At 68.9% G+C, this 15,156-nt stretch carries 12 protein-coding genes; 2 read left to right on the top strand and 10 right to left on the bottom strand.

The window, feature by feature from the left end:
• Positions 1-18: 18 nt before the first annotated feature.
• From ACFWV8_RS24230 to ACFWV8_RS24200, 7 genes are all read right to left on the bottom strand, one after another.
• Positions 19-1,383 (bottom strand): MFS transporter, encoded by a 1,365-nt coding sequence (locus ACFWV8_RS24230; RefSeq protein ID WP_384206633.1) that lies wholly within the window; start codon positions 1,381-1,383, stop codon positions 19-21.
• 23 nt (positions 1,384-1,406) lie between these two features.
• Positions 1,407-2,651 (bottom strand): cytochrome P450, encoded by a 1,245-nt coding sequence (locus tag ACFWV8_RS24225; RefSeq protein ID WP_384206631.1) that lies wholly within the window; start codon positions 2,649-2,651, stop codon positions 1,407-1,409.
• On the bottom strand, positions 2,648-3,508 hold the full coding sequence (locus tag ACFWV8_RS24220; RefSeq protein ID WP_384206627.1) for an SDR family NAD(P)-dependent oxidoreductase: 861 nt from the start codon (positions 3,506-3,508) through the stop codon (positions 2,648-2,650). The genes ACFWV8_RS24225 and ACFWV8_RS24220 overlap by 4 nt, the downstream gene beginning before the upstream one ends.
• Before the next feature lie 56 nt (positions 3,509-3,564).
• The gene (locus ACFWV8_RS24215; RefSeq protein WP_384206623.1) at positions 3,565-4,812 is read right to left on the bottom strand and encodes a cytochrome P450; all 1,248 of its coding nucleotides are present in this window, start codon (positions 4,810-4,812) and stop codon (positions 3,565-3,567) included.
• The gene (locus tag ACFWV8_RS24210) at positions 4,809-5,801 is read right to left on the bottom strand and encodes a zinc-binding dehydrogenase (protein WP_384206620.1); all 993 of its coding nucleotides are present in this window, start codon (positions 5,799-5,801) and stop codon (positions 4,809-4,811) included. Before ACFWV8_RS24210 ends, ACFWV8_RS24215 begins: the two co-directional genes overlap by 4 nt.
• Before the next feature lie 104 nt (positions 5,802-5,905).
• Positions 5,906-6,988, bottom strand: coding sequence for an acyl-CoA dehydrogenase family protein (locus ACFWV8_RS24205; RefSeq protein WP_384206616.1), 1,083 nt, complete (start codon positions 6,986-6,988; stop codon positions 5,906-5,908).
• A gap of 3 nt (positions 6,989-6,991) precedes the next feature.
• A complete protein-coding gene (locus tag ACFWV8_RS24200; RefSeq protein ID WP_384206613.1) occupies positions 6,992-8,143 on the bottom strand; it encodes an acyl-CoA dehydrogenase family protein in 1,152 nt (383 codons plus the stop codon).
• Positions 8,144-8,564: 421 nt separating this feature from the next.
• Here ACFWV8_RS24200 and ACFWV8_RS24195 point away from each other — a divergent pair, with 421 nt between their 5' ends.
• Positions 8,565-10,934, top strand: coding sequence for a glycoside hydrolase N-terminal domain-containing protein (locus tag ACFWV8_RS24195; protein ID WP_384206609.1), 2,370 nt, complete (start codon positions 8,565-8,567; stop codon positions 10,932-10,934).
• Between the two features lie 163 nt (positions 10,935-11,097).
• Here ACFWV8_RS24195 and ACFWV8_RS24190 read toward each other — a convergent pair whose 3' ends face one another.
• Positions 11,098-11,502, bottom strand: a complete 405-nt coding sequence (locus tag ACFWV8_RS24190) for a MarR family winged helix-turn-helix transcriptional regulator (protein WP_384206604.1) — start codon at positions 11,500-11,502, stop codon at positions 11,098-11,100.
• Between the two features lie 113 nt (positions 11,503-11,615).
• Between ACFWV8_RS24190 and ACFWV8_RS24185 the strand changes: the two genes are divergently transcribed.
• Complete coding sequence (locus tag ACFWV8_RS24185; RefSeq protein WP_384206599.1) at positions 11,616-12,530, top strand: alpha/beta hydrolase; 915 nt, start codon at positions 11,616-11,618, stop codon at positions 12,528-12,530.
• A 9-nt stretch (positions 12,531-12,539) separates the two neighbouring features.
• Here the strand turns inward: ACFWV8_RS24185 and ACFWV8_RS24180 are convergent, their stop codons facing one another.
• Both ACFWV8_RS24180 and ACFWV8_RS24175 read right to left on the bottom strand, forming a co-directional pair.
• Positions 12,540-13,688 (bottom strand): LLM class flavin-dependent oxidoreductase, encoded by a 1,149-nt coding sequence (locus ACFWV8_RS24180; RefSeq protein ID WP_384206596.1) that lies wholly within the window; start codon positions 13,686-13,688, stop codon positions 12,540-12,542.
• Positions 13,689-13,769: 81 nt separating this feature from the next.
• Positions 13,770-15,146 (bottom strand): NtaA/DmoA family FMN-dependent monooxygenase, encoded by a 1,377-nt coding sequence (locus ACFWV8_RS24175; protein ID WP_384206591.1) that lies wholly within the window; start codon positions 15,144-15,146, stop codon positions 13,770-13,772.
• Between the last annotated feature and the right edge of the window lie 10 nt (positions 15,147-15,156).

Here is a 15,156-nt window from a genome sequence, read left to right as displayed (position 1 = left end):
GTCAACGTCCCGGCCGGCTCACGACGCCCGGCTCGGTACACAGCAGCTCACCACGACCGAGGCCGCGCACGTGGCGGAACAGGCGAGCGCGGCCCAGGTCAGCCCGGTCGCCGTCGCCTCCCCCGCCGGACCGGCGGTCGCACCGACCAGGGCCGCGGTGACCGCGCTGCCCACCGCCCCGCCGACGGCCCGCAGGAGGATGTTGACGCTCGTGGCACTGCCCGTCTCCCCCGGCTCGACCGAGTCGACGATGAGTCCGGGCAGCGTGCCGAACGTCGCCCCCGCGCCGCAGGACGTCAGCACGACCGATGCCAGCAGCAGCGACAGGCGCCCGTCGACCCCGATCAGCATCAGCGGCCCGAGCGCGCCCGCGACACCCCCGGCCGCCAGCGCGATCCGCCGGCCCCACATTCTCGCCACCGCCGTCGCGGTCCTGCTGCTCAGGTAGTTGCAGATCGCGATCGGGACCATCACCACACCGATCGCGCTGAGGCTGAGTCCCACGCCGTACTGACTGCTGCGGGGGGCGAGACCGACGCGGGTGATGAGGACCGGGGTGCTGTAGAGGCTCACTCCCATGAGCAGGCCGGTGAGGTGTGCCGCGAGCACATCGCGGCGGGCGAACAGCCTCAGCTCCACCAACGGGTGTGCCGCGCGGAGTTCGAGCCGGATCCACAGGAGCAGGAGGACGAGGGCGACTCCCCCGAGAACCAGCACTCCGGCGCTCGACCAGCCCCACGAGTTGCCTTGGCTGATGGCCAGCAGCGCGCACACCGTGGCGGCGATCAGAACGATCGCGCCGGGCACGTCCAGTCGCGGCTTGCCGTCCACCGGCACCACCGCCGGCAGGCCGCCGGCCACCGCGAGGGTGACGAGCAGCGCGAGCGAGGTGGCACCGCCGTACGCCGCCCGCGGACCGAAATGCTCCGCCACGTACGTCGTGAGCGGGTACGCCGCCCCGGCGCCGAGCGCCGTCGTGATCGACAGGAGCGCGACCAGTCGCGTCATCGCCGGACCGGTGAACAGATCTCGGGCACAGGCGATGGTCATCGCCACCAGGGCCACCGCGACGCCCTGGAGCGCACGTCCGGTCAGAAAGACCCCGAACTCTGTCCCGACGGCGGAGATCGCGCAGCCAAGGGTGACGAAGGCGCAGACAACGATCATCGCGGGCCTGCGCCGGCGCCCGTCCGCGAGCCGGCCGAGCAGCGGCGTCAGTGTGGCGCCGACGAGCAGGGTGATGGTGTACGACCACTGGGATGCCTCGGTGCCGACACCGAAGGTCTGCTGGACCTGCGGTACCAGCGGCGCGCCGAGGGTGACGACCGCCGCCGAGACCAGGGCAGTGCAGACCAGGAGTGCCGACAGGGCCCGGCCGCGCATCCCGGGCGCCGGTGCCCGATCGCTCAGAGGGTCACCGTCAGCCTGTCCACCGACCGCATCTTCAAGCCTGCCCACTCGGGCTCGAACCCGTCGGCCAGACGCATGTCGGGGAAGCGGTCGAGCAGCACGTTCGAGGCCATCTCCAGCTCCGATTTCGCCAGCATCGCGCCCAGGCAGAAGTGCCGTCCGGAACCGAAGGCGAACGTGTCACCGGCCGCCGTGAAGGTCTTCGCGTGGTCGAGGTCACCGCGGTGGAAGTCGAAGGTGTCCGGGTCGGCGAACCGCTCCTCGTCGCGGTTCGCCGATGCCATGAGCAGCATCACCAGGGAGCCGGCGGGCAGCCGCCTGCCCTGGACTTCGACATCCTGGGTGATCTTGCGGCCGTTCATCTGGGAGGGCGGGCTGATCCGGAGGGTCTCACTGATCGCGGGAATGAGCTGGGAGCGATCGTCCCGCACCTCCTCGAACAGCTCGCGCTCCCGCAGGAGATACGCCAGCATGCTGGCCAGAGCCTTGCCCGTGGTCTCCGAACCGGCGTTGAGCAACTGCGTGACATGGGTGAGGATCTCCAGGTCCGCCAGTCGCTCGCCGTCGATCTCGGCGGTGATCAGCCCGGAGATGAGGTCGTCACCGAGGTTCGAACGACGGTCTTCGACCACGGGGGCGAGGTACTCCCACAGTTCCTTCGTCGCCCGGCGACCGCGTTCGTCGATCTCCGGGTCGCGGGCGAGATTGCCGAGGAAGGCGACGTGACGGCTGTACCAGTCGAAGAACCGGTCGTAGTCGCTGTGCGGCAGCCCGAGCATGTCGGTGATCACATAGACCGGGAGGTAGTAGCCGAAGTCGGCCAGGAGGTCGACGGTGTCGCCCGGCCGGAAGCCGCGCGTGATGTGCTCGGACGCCGAAGCGACGGAGCGGTCCAGGATCGTCGCGACATTGCGCGCGATGACCGGCGCCCACTTCTGGAGGCCCTTGCCACGGAAGTACGGGGTGACCAGAGCCTTCTTGCGGCTGTGTTCCGCGCCGTCCATCTGAAGCATCGAGCGGCCGAACACGGGCTGCAGGCTGACCTCGTAGTTCTGGGTGGAGAACAGCGGGTTGCGGTAGGCGGATCCGACGTCGGCGTGCTTGCTGATCAGATAGCCCTGGTAGCCGTCGTCCCAGTGCACCGGGTCCTCGGCCCGCAGCCGACGGTAGAAGGCGTCGGGATCGGCCGCGACCTCGGGCGAGAGGAATCCGGGTAGCGTCTGAGCTGCGGTGTTGGTCATCGCGACGTCGCCTCCTGCGCGATCTCGTCCAGTCGGTATCCAGGGGTGCCCCCGGTGAGGGGCATGACGGTCAGCGAGAGGCCGCCGTCGACGGGCAGATCTACGCCGGTGATGTGCCCGGCGCGCGGACCGGCGAGGAAGAGCACCGCCTGGGCGATGTCCTCGGCGCGTCCGATCTTCCGCATGGGCGAGACCGCTTCGCGGTAGCGTCGGTTCGCCTTCGCGGCGGCGTCCTCCCGGTCGCCGAAGGACCCGCGGGTGAGGCCGGTGTCCGTCGGGCCGGGCGAGACGCAGTTGGCACGGATCCCGTAACGGCCCCATTCGACCGCCATCTGCTGGACCATCACCCGGAGAGCCGCCTTGCTGGCGCTGTACATCCCCAGTGGTGGGGTCGGATGGGTGGCGGAGATCGAGGCCGTGGCGACGATGGAACCGCGCGAGTCACGCAGCGCCGGGAAGGCCGCCCGCGCCAGCAGGAAGGTCGCCCGGGTGTTGACGTCGAACGTCCGCTGATAGGCGTCGAGGCTGAGATCCTCGATCGCGCCGACGGAGCTGATCCCGGCGTTGCTCACGAGAGCGTCGAGACCGCCGAAGACCGAGACGGCTTCTTCCACCGCCTCGCCTACCGCCGACGGATCGCTCAGGTCGACGGCCACTGGCAGGCAGTCGGCCCCTGTCCCCCGGAGCTCCGAGGCGAGCGACCGGATGGAATCGGCGTCACGGTCCAGCAGTGCCAGCCGCACCTGCCCGGCTCCGTCGCTCCCGGCCGCCCGCGCGGCCAGCGTCGCCACCGCGTGCCCGATCCCACTGCCCGCACCCGTGATGACGTATCGCACCGGAACCTCCAGATCATTCATTTAGCTATGTGAAATAACACGATAGAAGTGAGGCCCACCACCGTCAAGGGACGTGCTCAGCCCATGAGCCGGATCGGCATGGCGAGGGGAGTCCGCAGCGAACGGCCGCCCCAGCGGAGGTCGGCCTCGACCAGTCTCGCGCCGGGAAACCCGCGTACGACGGCGCCGAACAGCGCCGTCGCCTCCATCCGCGCCAGACCGGCCCCCAGACAGAAGTGCGGCCCGAGGCCGAGCGAGACATGCGCGCGACTGTCCGGACGCTCGATGTCCAGCTCGTCCGCGTGCGCGAAGACGGCGGGGTCCCGGTTGGCCGCGGCGAGAACACCGATGACCGTGTCGCCGGCCTCGACCGGCACGCCGTCGATCTCCCGGCTCTCCTTCGCGACGTACGGAAGGAAGTGCGCCGGCGTGACGAATCGGAGCAACTCCTCGACCGCCGCCGGGACCCGCTCCGGTTCCGCGACGAGCCGGTCCCACTGATCCGGGTGGCGCAGCAGCTCAAGAAGGCCGATGGCCAGCAGATTGCTGGTCGTCTCATGACCGGCGAAGATCATCAGTGCCACCATGGCCATCGCCTCCTCGTGGGAGACCACGCCGCTCTTCTCCGAATCCAGGAGCGCGGCCACGAGGCCGGTCTCGGAGCCGCTCGCCCGCTGGCGCGCGACGAGCACGTCGATATAGGCCATCAGCCGCCGATAGGCCTCATCGGCCTCGATCGCCGCGCTTTCGGAGTCGGCGTTGAACTTGTTCTCAGCGATCTTCTGGGCCCAGGAGTGGACCATGTCGAGGTCGTCGATCGGGATGCCCAGGAGATCACCGAGAACCTGGAGAGGCAGTGAGTAGGCGAACTTCTTGAAGTCGGCCTCACCGCCGCCCGCCGCGAGTGAGGCCAGATTGCGGTCGACCCGTTCGGTCACCTTACTCTGCATCTCGCGAGCCAGGCTGCGCGCCGAGAACGGCGGCTGGACGGCCTTGCGCACGCGTGGGTGGTCCGGCGGATCCATCCGTACCAGCTGATGGAACTCCTGGTCGAGAACACGGCCGAAGGCGGCACCCCCATGAGGGCTGAACTCCCGCTTCGCACGCTCGTAGCGGGCGGAGGTCTTCGTCCCCTGGCGGCTGTAGAGAATGTTGTTGTCCCCCAGCAGCTCCCGCACCTGCTCGTGCCGGCTCAGAATCACCACATCCCCCTGTTTCCACACGGGGATCTCGTCGCGGAGCCGGTTCCAGATGGGATAGGGATCCGCGAGCCTCTCGCCGTCTCCGGCCAGCAACGCGGTCACATCGTCCCGCAGAGCGTTCATGCCTGCGCCTCCACTACGAGCTTGCCGACGACGCGACCGGTGAGCAGATCGGCGAATGCCGAACCCGCGGCGGCCCAGCCGGATGCCAGGTGAATCTCCTGGTCGAGCGCTCCCGACGCGATCATGTCCGCGAGCGCACGGCGCGCGGCGGCGTTCTCCGCGGCGAAGTCGGCGGCCCGGAAACCCTGGATGGTCAGGGAACGGGTCACCAGCCGGAACCAGTTGTCCAGGGGCAGCGGCGGGATCACCGCCGCGCCGATGCCGGACATCTGCCCGCACAGGGCGACGCGGCCGAGCGGTCGAAGCCGCTCGACAAGCCGTGCGGAAGCCTCGCCCCACACATTGTCGAAGACCGCGTGCAGACCGTCGGGCGCCAGGCGGTCGATCTCGGCCTGCCAGTCCGCGCGACGGTGGTCGACAGCGGGGATGCCGAGTCGGTCGAGGCCGTCCACCTTCTCCAGGCCACCCACAAGGCCGATGACATCGGCGCCGCTCGCCGCGATGAGCTGTGCGGCGACCTGGCCGACCCCGCCGAAGGCGCCCGTGACGACGATCTTCTCGCCCGTACGCGGGCGGAGCACCCGCGTCACGCCGAAGTAGGCCGTCAGGCCGGTCAGTCCGAGCAAGCCGACGGCGTGATGAAGGGCCACGCCGTCCGGAGCGTCGTACCGCTCGGCAGCGGCGGCCGGAACGCACACCTTCGTGGCCCAGGCACCCGGCGCGATCACGGTGTCGCCCACGGCGAATTCGTCGGCGCGGGACTCCACCACGGTGCCGACGACACCGGCGGGCGGGACGAAGCCGGCGCCCTCCGACCGGAGACGGATCCGCTGCGAGGGATCCAGGGAGGCGTACCGAACGTCGACGACGATCTCGCCGTCCGCCGCGCCCGGCAACCGCCGCTCGACCACCTCGAACGAAGCGGCGGTGATCGGATCCGCGCCGTCATGGGTGAGCCGGGCTTCGTATGTCGTGGCCGACGCCGCCATGGAGTCCCCTTCACATCCAACGATAAATTAGCATGGTTAATCGAATCTGCCGCCGTCCCTCCCGGAACAGCTCACGAGAGCCGGCCGCCGAGGGCGGAGGCGCCCTACCGAAGAGGGTCCACGGTGCGGTGGCCGCCGACGGCCGCCGCCAGACGTGCGAGGTGGTGGCGCCGATCGCCCAGAAGGTGCTCGATGGTGGTGAGCCGCATCGCGTAATGGCCGACCTGGTACTCCATCGTCAGGCCGATCCCACCGTGCAACTGGATCACCTCCTGGCCGATATGACGGCCGGACTCCGCCGCCCGGAGCTTGGCCCGCGACGCGGCCTCGATGCCTTCGGCCTCGTCGCCGTCAGCGAGCACCATCGACGCCCAGAGCACGGTGCTGCGCGCGAGTTCGAGGGAGACATACATGTCCGAGGCGCGGAACGCGAGGTTCTGGAACGCGCTCAACGGCTTCCCGAACTGGTGGCGGTCGCGCAGATGGTCGCGTGTCATCTCCAGCGCGCGCTCCATGGCGCCGAGCGCCTCATGCGCGTACGCCACCCGCGCACGCGCTCGCGCGTACTCGATCGTGCCGCTCGCGTCGGCCGCCGGGTCGCCGAGGGGCTCCGCGGCGGTTCCGTCGAAGGTCACCCGGGCCGCGCGGCCCCCGTCGTAAGTGCTGAACGAGGTCCGCTCGCCCTGGGTCGTCGTGAAAAGCGCCGGCGTTCCGCCGGCCTCGGCGACCACCACGAGCAGGTCCGCACGCGCTCCGTTGAGCACGGGCGAGACGCTGCCGTCCAGCACCCAGCGGTCACCGTCGCACCGGGCGATGACCCCCGGACCACCTACGTACGCGGGCAGGACAACGCCCTCCGCGATCCCGGAGACATTGGCGCCGGCCCGCGCGAGGAGTCCGCCGCAGAGCACGACGGCCTCGACGAAGGGCTCGGGGGCCAGCACGCGCCCCATCTCCTCGGCCACCAGCCCGACCTCGACGGGTCCGGCGCCCATACCGCCGGCCTCCTCCGCGAACGGCAGACCGAGAACTCCCATCTCGGCGAGCCGGGACCACATGCCCTCGTCGAAGCCCGGTTCCCCGGCCGTGGCCTCGCGGCGGCCGTCGATCGTGGCGTAGGTCTTGCTCAACAGACCACGTACGGCGTCCCGGAGGGCGCGCTGCTCGTCGGTGTGGTCGAAGTCCATGTCTCAGAGCCCCAGGATCGTGCCGGCGATGATCTGTCGTTGCACCTCGTTGGAGCCGCCGTAGATGCTGGCGGCCCGCAGATGGAGGTACGAGGGTGCCGCCGGGCGCGTCCACGCCGGCGCCCCCGCGGCCGGATCACTGGAAAGTCCCTGCTCGCCCGCGAGGTTGAGCACGAGCTCGGTGACCGCCTGTTGCAACTCGGATCCCGCGAGCTTGAGGACGGAGGAGGCGGGCTGGGCCTTGCCGTCCGACGACTCGGCGGCGACCCGGATCGAGGTGAGCTCGATCGCCAGCAGGTCGTTCTCCAGCCGCGCGAAGTCCGCCGCCAGAAGCGGATCCTCGCGCAGCCGGTCCCCGGCCCACGTCTTGGCCTCCGCCAGCAGCCACTTGGTTCCGCCCACACCCGCGATCCCCGCGCGCTCGTTGCCGAGGAGGAACTTGGCGTAGTGCCATCCGTGGTTCTCCTGACCGACGAGGTTGTCGACAGGCACCCGGACGTCCTGGAAGAAGACCTCGTTGACAAGGCTCCCGCCGTCGATGAGCCGGATCGGCCGGACGGTGACACCCGGCGTCGTCATGTCGATGAGGAGGAAGGAGATACCGGCCTGCTTGCGGGGAGCGTCCGGATCGGTGCGTACCAGGGTGAAGATCCAGTCGCCGTACTGGGCGTAGGAGGTCCAGGTCTTCTGGCCGTTGACGACGTAGTGGTCGCCGTCGCGCACGGCCGAGGTGCGCAGAGCGGCCAGATCCGATCCGGCGTCGGGCTCGGAGAATCCCTGCGACCACCAGATGCCGGCGTTCCGCGTGGCGGGCAGAAAGCGCTCCTTGAGCTGCTGGGAGCCGAACGCGGCGATGACGGGACCGACCATGGAGGCGTTGAACGTGATCGGCGGCGGGACGCAGGCCGCCTGCATCTCCTCGTGCCAGATGTGCCGCCGGAGCGGAGTCCAGTCCCTGCCGCCCCATTCGACCGGCCAGTTGGGCACGGCGATCCCGGCGGCGTCGAGCGTTCGCATGGACTCGACCATCTGTTCCTTGGTGAGGTCCTCGCGGGCCGCCACCGTGTCCCGGATGTGCTGGGGCACCTGGGTGGTGAAGAACTCCCGCAGTTCGGCGCGGAAGGCCGCGTCCTCAGGTGACAACCTCAGTTTCATGCCGCTCCTTCGAGGCGTTCGCCGAGGACGGGGGCAGCGCCCCCGGAGATTCACTTAACATCGCTAAATAACATCCTCACCGTCGCATGGCTCACAAGCCGTGTCAAGAACATCCCCGGGCCCGCCCACACCACCGCTCCATGGGCGACGGCCACTGACCCTCCACCCACCACCACGAACCACCCCCAGGGCGAGGTCTTCCCCACCCGTCCCCGACGAGAGGAATCATCCGATCTCACGAGGTGGAGCGAGATCATTTCGAGCGATCAGACGCCATGGATGCGAGCAAATAGGACTCACGGGAATCGAGCGGACCGCAGAGATCGGATGCTTGGACGTCCTAAGCCTTGACGCGTTCCTCTTATTTTATGAATAGTTGCCGACGACACTCTGCGTGAAGCCCGTTGGAAGGGACCCAACTGTGCCCGCTTCGTCTCGTCGCGATTTTCTCCGCATCACCGGAACAGCCGCGGGCGGCGGTCTCGCCCTCGCCGGTGGCCTCCGCCCGTTCGCGGCCCATGCCGCCCCCGTTCGCCCCTCCGGCGTGGATCTCGTACCGGAGAGCAAGGCCACGGCAATCTGGTACACCACGCCCGCAGTTGAGGCGAGCATCATGCAAGAGGCCCTGCCTGTCGGCAATGGCCGGCTCGGCGCGCTGGCCGGGTGCGATCCTGTGGACGACTACCTCTATCTCACCGACGGCGCCTTCTGGACCGGCGGCCGTAACGACAGGCTGACCGACGACGGCCAACTCCCCTACGGCGCCGATGACTTCGGAAGCTTCGGGCTGCTGGCCAAGCTCCGTGTCGCGCTGCCCGGCCACTCGGGTGAGGCGGTGAGCGACTACCGCCGCCAACTCGACCTGAGCAACGGCGTGGTGTCTGCGCGCTATCGACACCGCGGCGTCCGGTATCGCCGCGAGATCTACGCCAGCCACCCGGACGATGTGATCGTCGTCCGGCTCACCGGTGACGGCCCGCACACCGGCACGATCTCCCTGTCCGGCACGCACGAGGAGACCACATCCCGGGACAAGGGCGGATTGTCGTTCAGCGGGACGCTGGGCAACGACCTTCGCTACGCCGCGGCCGTGACCGCCGTCAGTGCCACCGGCCAGGTCCGCGTGGAGAACGACAGAATCACCTTCGCCGGCTGCCGCGAACTGCTGATCGTGGTCTGCGGAGGCACCGACTACTCCCCCGACGCCGCGAAGAACTTCCGCGATACGGCCACCGCTCCCCTCACCGTTGCCCGCGCCAAGGTGGCCGCCGCGGCGAAGGTCTCCGGTGACACGTTGCTGGACACCCATGTGGCCGACTACCAGCGCCTGTACAACCGGTTCAGCATCGACCTCGGCGAATCGTCGCCGGTCCAGCGCTCGCTGGACTCGTGGTCGCGCGTCGCGGTGCGGCACACCGACCGGTCGACGCCGGACCCCGAGCTTGAGGCCGCGTACGTCCAGTACGGCCGCTACCTCACGATCACCGGATCCCGCGACTGGCTCCCGATGAACCTCCAGGGCATCTGGGTGCACAACAACAAGCCGGACTGGTACGCCGATTACCACACCGACATCAACGTCCAGATGAACTACTGGCTGGCCGACCCCGCCGGACTGGGCGAGAACTCCGTGGCCTTCGCCGAGTACTGCGTGTCCCAACTGCCCGTGTGGACCGATGTCACCAAGCGGCTTTACAACAACGAGAAGAACAGATTCCGTAACAGCACCGGGGACATCGCCGGTTGGGCGGTGGCGTTCTCCACCAACATTCACGGGGGCAGCGGCTGGGTCTGGCACCCGTCCGGCAACGCCTGGCTCTGCAATTCGCTCTGGCGCCACTACGAGTACAGCCAGGACCTGGACTACCTCAAGCTGATCTACCCCGTCCTCAAGGGCGCGGCGGAGTTCTGGCGGGCGCGGCTGATCACCGAGACGGTCACCGATCCGGACGGGACCAGGCGTGAGGTGCTGATCGACGACACCGCGTGGTCACCGGAGCACGGCCCGGACGGCAAGGGCAACACGTACGGGCAGGAGCTGGTGTGGGAGCTCTTCGAAGAGTTCGGCACGGCAGCGGCGGTGCTGGACCGGGACGAGGAACTGGCGGCCGAACTCGCCGAGATGCAGACCAGGCTCTATCTGCCCCGGGTCAGCCCGAAGACCGGCTGGCTGGAGGAGTGGATGAGCCCGGAGAACCTCGGTGAGACCACGCACCGTCATCTCTCCCCGCTGATCGGTTTCTACCCAGGCGACAGGATCGCCGCCGACACCAGCCCCGCGAAACTCCTCGACGGTGTCCGCGAACTGCTCACCGCACGCGGCATGGACAGCTACGGCTGGGCGTGCGCGTGGCGGTCGTTGTGCTGGTCACGCCTGAAGGAGGCGGAGAAGGCGTACCAGCTCTACCTGACGATTCTGCGACCGTCGATGAACAACGGGAACGGCACGTCGGCCAACTGGTTCGACATGTACAGCCAGGGCAGTTACACGATCTTCCAGATCGACGCGAACCTGGGCGGCGCCGCCGCCGCTCTGGAGATGATCCTCTACTCCCGGCCGGGCGTGATCGAGTTGCTGCCGGCTCTCCCCCGTGCGTGGGCCGCCAAGGGCTCGGTGAGCGGCGTCGGGGCTCGCGGCGGCTTCGAGGTGGACCTTTCCTGGCGCGACGGCAGGGCGACCACGGCGACCATCCGCAGCGTCGGCGGCCGAATGACCGAGCTGCGGGCCGGCGCCTTCCGCAAGCGGATCACCCTGAAGCCGGGCGAATCCATCAAGGTACGCATCTCCTGAGCCGACAGGGACCGGTCGGGCCAGGGGTCCGTCCGCCACTCGTCGCCCCATATGACACGGACCGTCCGCTCCATCTGCACTGGGTGGAGCGGACGGTCCGTGCCATATGGGGCGCCCCCACGCGTGGGGGCGCCGGATGGTGAGCGCCTGCGCGGGACAGCCCTTAGAGCATCTCCAGAAGGATGCGCCGCAGATCCGTGCGGTCCTGCGGGGTGATCCGCGCCAGCCTGCGGTCGAACTCCGCCGCGAGCGCCGAGAGCGCTCGGTCCCGCGCCGCCCTGCCCTCGGCGGTCAGAAAGAGCCGATGCCGCCGCAGGTCCTCGTCGTCGATCTCACGCCGCATGAACCCCTTCGCGACGAGGTTGCGGACATAGACCGTCACGCTCGCCTTGGGGATCATCAGCGCCGCCGCGAGTTCGGCAGGATACGGCGACGCGGCCACCTCGGCCAGCACGAAGAACTCCTTCGTCTCCAGCCCGAGCTCGGCCAGTTCACCGCTGCAGGCATCCATCACGACGCTCAGCAGACGCTGGTTCAGCGTCCACAACTGCGCCCCGTCAACCGCCACGCAAGCCCCTCCATCCGTCCAGGTGGTACAGTTCTGAATTAGTTCCAAACTGTATCAGCGGCGTTTCGTACTGGACAGTCATGGAACAAAACATTCGCGAAAGGTGCCATCAGATGCTTCAGCACATCACGATCCCGCGCGGACCCATCAATCTCTCGGCCGACCTCTACCTGCCCGACAGCACCGACGACGCGACGCCACCGCCCGCCGTGGTGCTCTCCACGCCCGGCAGCAGCGTGAAGGAGCAGATCGGTGCGAACTACGCGTCCCGTCTCGCCGCGCGCGGCGTCGCGGCGCTCGTGTTCGACCCCGCCCATCAAGGTCAGAGCGGCGGAGAGCCCCGCGACCTCGAAGACCCCTACCGGCGCGGCGAGGACATCTCGTACGCGATCGACGCGCTCAGTACGATCCCCGGCATCGCCCCGGAACGTATCGGCGTCCTCGGCATCTGCGCCGGCGGAGGCTACGCGGTGCACACCGCCCGCACGGACCATCGCATCAAGGCGGTCGGCACGGTCGTCCCAGGCAACATGGGCACGTCGTTCCGCGGCTTTCAGCCCGACGGCGCGGCGGCGGCACTCGACACCATGGCCGCCGCGCGCACCGAAGAGAACCGCTCCGGCGAGCTGACCCGCGCGAAGTGGCTGCCCGACACCCTGGAAGAAGCCACGGCGGCCGGACTGACCGATATCGACACGACCCAGGCACTCACCTACTACCGCACCGAACGGGGCAGGAACGAACACTCCACGAACCGCCGCCTCTCACGCGGCGATTCGCTGCTGCTGGGCTACGACGCGTATCACCTGGTCGACCAGCTCATGACCCAGCCCCTCCAGGTCATCCTCGCCGGACGCATCGGCAACACCGGCTCCTACGAGTCCGGCATGGAGTTGTGGAAGCTGGCCCCCAACCCGGTCGACCTCATGGTGATCGACGGCGCCGGCCACTACGAGATGTACGACGAGCCCGAGTACGTCGACGCCGCCGTAGACCGGCTCGCCGGCTTCTACCTGAACAACCTCTGAATCCGAGCATCAGCTCGAATGGAAGGAGTGACCCCGTCGGCGCCATTCCTCCGCGAGCAGTTCGTACGAGCGGACCCGGTCGGTGTGGTCGTGAGTGATCGTCGTGATGAGCAACTCGTCCGCGCCCGTGGCCTCCTGCAATTGTTCCAGGTGGTCGGCCACCCGCCCTGGTGAGCCGACGAACTGTGTGTCGATGCGGTCCTGGACGAGGGCCCGGTCCTCATCGGTCCATGTGTGGGTACGCGCTTCCTCCGGCGTGGGGAACTGTATGGCGCCCTCGGCGGTACGGATGCTGCGCACCCACAGGCCGTAGCCGGTGGCGAGTTCGCGGGCGGTGGCGTCGTCCTCGGCGACGACGACGTCCGCCGAGACGCTGATGTACGGCTCGTCGAGGAACTCGGATGGCTGGAAGAAGGACCGGTAGCCGTCCACGGCCTCCAGGACCGTGGCCGGGCCGACGTGGTAGTTCGCCGCGAACCGCAGGCCCCTGGCGCCCGCCACCTCGGCGCTCTGACCACCGCTGCTGCCCAGGATCCACACCTCCACGTCGGCGCCCTCCCCCGGCACGACATGTGCCTCGACGCCCTCCGGGGAGCGGTAGGTGCCGGCCAGCAGCGCGAGGATGTCGCCGATCTGCTCGGCGTAGTCCTGTGACTCGGCGCCCGGCAGCAGGAGCAGCCTGCGCTGCAGCGCGATGCGGGGTGAGCCGAGCAGATGCTCGAAGGAGAAGCGGGGCGGGATCAACAGGCCGTTCGGGGTGCGGCCGTCGACGACCGGGGTCGCCGTCGGCAACGGTGCGGCCGGCTGTCCCGGCGGGCGGCCGCCCGAGCGGCCCAGGCCCAGATCGAATCGGCCCGGGTGCAGCGCGTCGAGCAGGCCGAACTCCTCCACGGTGGACAGCGCCGTACGGTGCCCGAGCTGTACGGCTCCGGAGCCGAGCCGGATGGTGGAGGTGGCGGACGCGGTCAGAGCCAGGACGACGGCGGGCGACGTGCCGGCCACGCCGGGGTTGAGATGGTGCTCGGCGAACCAGTAGCGGGCATATCCGAAGCGCTCGGCCCGCTGTGCGAGGTCGATGGAGTTGCGCAGGGCATCGGCTGCCGTCGAGCCGGACGGAATCGGGACCAGGTCGAGGACGCCGAGGGAGATGTCAGACACGGGTGGACTCCTGGGAGGTTGGGGCGACGTGGATGCCGGCCGTGCCCGCGCCGACCGCGATCAGGGTGATGGCGATGAGCTTCACGACGCCGCCCGCTCGCCCCGGACATCGTCCGGGTGCGCGAGGCCGAGGTGGTCGCGCAGGGTCGTGCCCTCGTACTCGGTACGGAAGACGCCCTGCTCCTGCAGCAGCGGCACGACCTTGTCGGCGAAGGGGTCGAGTCCACCGGGGGTGATGTGCGGGACGAGGATGAAGCCGTCGGACACATCCGCCTGGACGGAGTCGTTGATGGTCCTGGCGACGGTCTCCGGGGAGCCGACGAAGGTCTGCTTGTTGCCGGTGTTGATGACCAGGTCGCGGATGGACCAGTTGTTGGCTGCCGCCAACTCGCGCCATTCGCGTGCGGTGGCCAGCGGGTCGCGGTACCTGCGCACCTGGGCTCGGCCCTTGGAGATGTGGTCGTCGCTGACATCCGGGTCGATGCCGGGCAGCGGTCCTTCCGGGTCGTACGCCGACAGGTCCCGGTTCCAGACGAATTCCAGGTGCTTGATGGCGGTAGCACCGCTGACCTGCTGCCGGCGCACCTCCCTGGCCAGTTCCTCCGCCTCGGCATCGGTGTCGCCGAGCACGAAGGTGGCGGCGGGCAGGATCAGCAGATCGCGGTGGGAACGGCCGTATCTGGCAAGGCGGTTCTTGACGTCCGTGTAGAACGCCTGGCCCTCCTTGAGCGAGGCGTACTGGCTGAAGACAGCGTCGGCGCCCGAAGCGGCGAACTCGCGACCGTCCTCGGAGTCGCCGGCCTGGAAGATGACAGGGCGTCCCTGCGGTGAGCGGGGCACGTTGAACTGGCCCTGGATGTCGAAGTGTTGACCCGAGTGGACGAAGGAGCCGGCTTTCGTGTCCCGCAGGAAGACACCTGTCGTCCGGTCGGCGACGATCTCGTCGCCGTGCCAGGAGTCGAAGAGCTCGTTCGCCGTGGCCAGGAACTCCTTGGCGCGGGAGTAGCGCTCCTCCTGCGGCAGGAACCCGCCGCGCCGGAAGTTCTCGCCGGTGAAGGCGTCCCAGGAGGTGACGACGTTCCAGGCGGAACGGCCGCCGGAGAGGTGGTCGAGGCTGGCGAACTGGCGGGCCACCTCGTAGGGCTCGTTGAAGGTGGAGTTGATGGTGCCGGTCAGGCCCAGACGCTCGGTGACGGCGGCCAGGGCGGCGAGGACCGTGAAGGTGTCGGGGCGGCCGACAACGTCCAAGTCGTAGATGTGCCCGCCCTGTTCGCGCAGCCTGAGGCCCTCGGCGAGGAACAGGAAGTCGAACTTGGCGCGTTCGGCGGTCTGTGCGAAGTGGACGAAGGAGCTGAACTCGATATGGCTGCCGGCCTTCGGGTCGCTCCACACGGTGGTGTTGTTGACACCGGGGAAGTGCGCGGCCAGATGGATTTGCTTCAGCGGCTCGCTGGTCATGTCGGTAGGG

Source organism: Streptomyces sp. NPDC058665 (assembly GCF_042714995.1).
Taxonomy (GTDB): domain Bacteria; phylum Actinomycetota; class Actinomycetes; order Streptomycetales; family Streptomycetaceae; genus Streptomyces.
The sequence above is the reverse complement of the archived record's forward strand: the minus strand, read 5'-3'. Positions and strand labels throughout refer to the sequence as shown.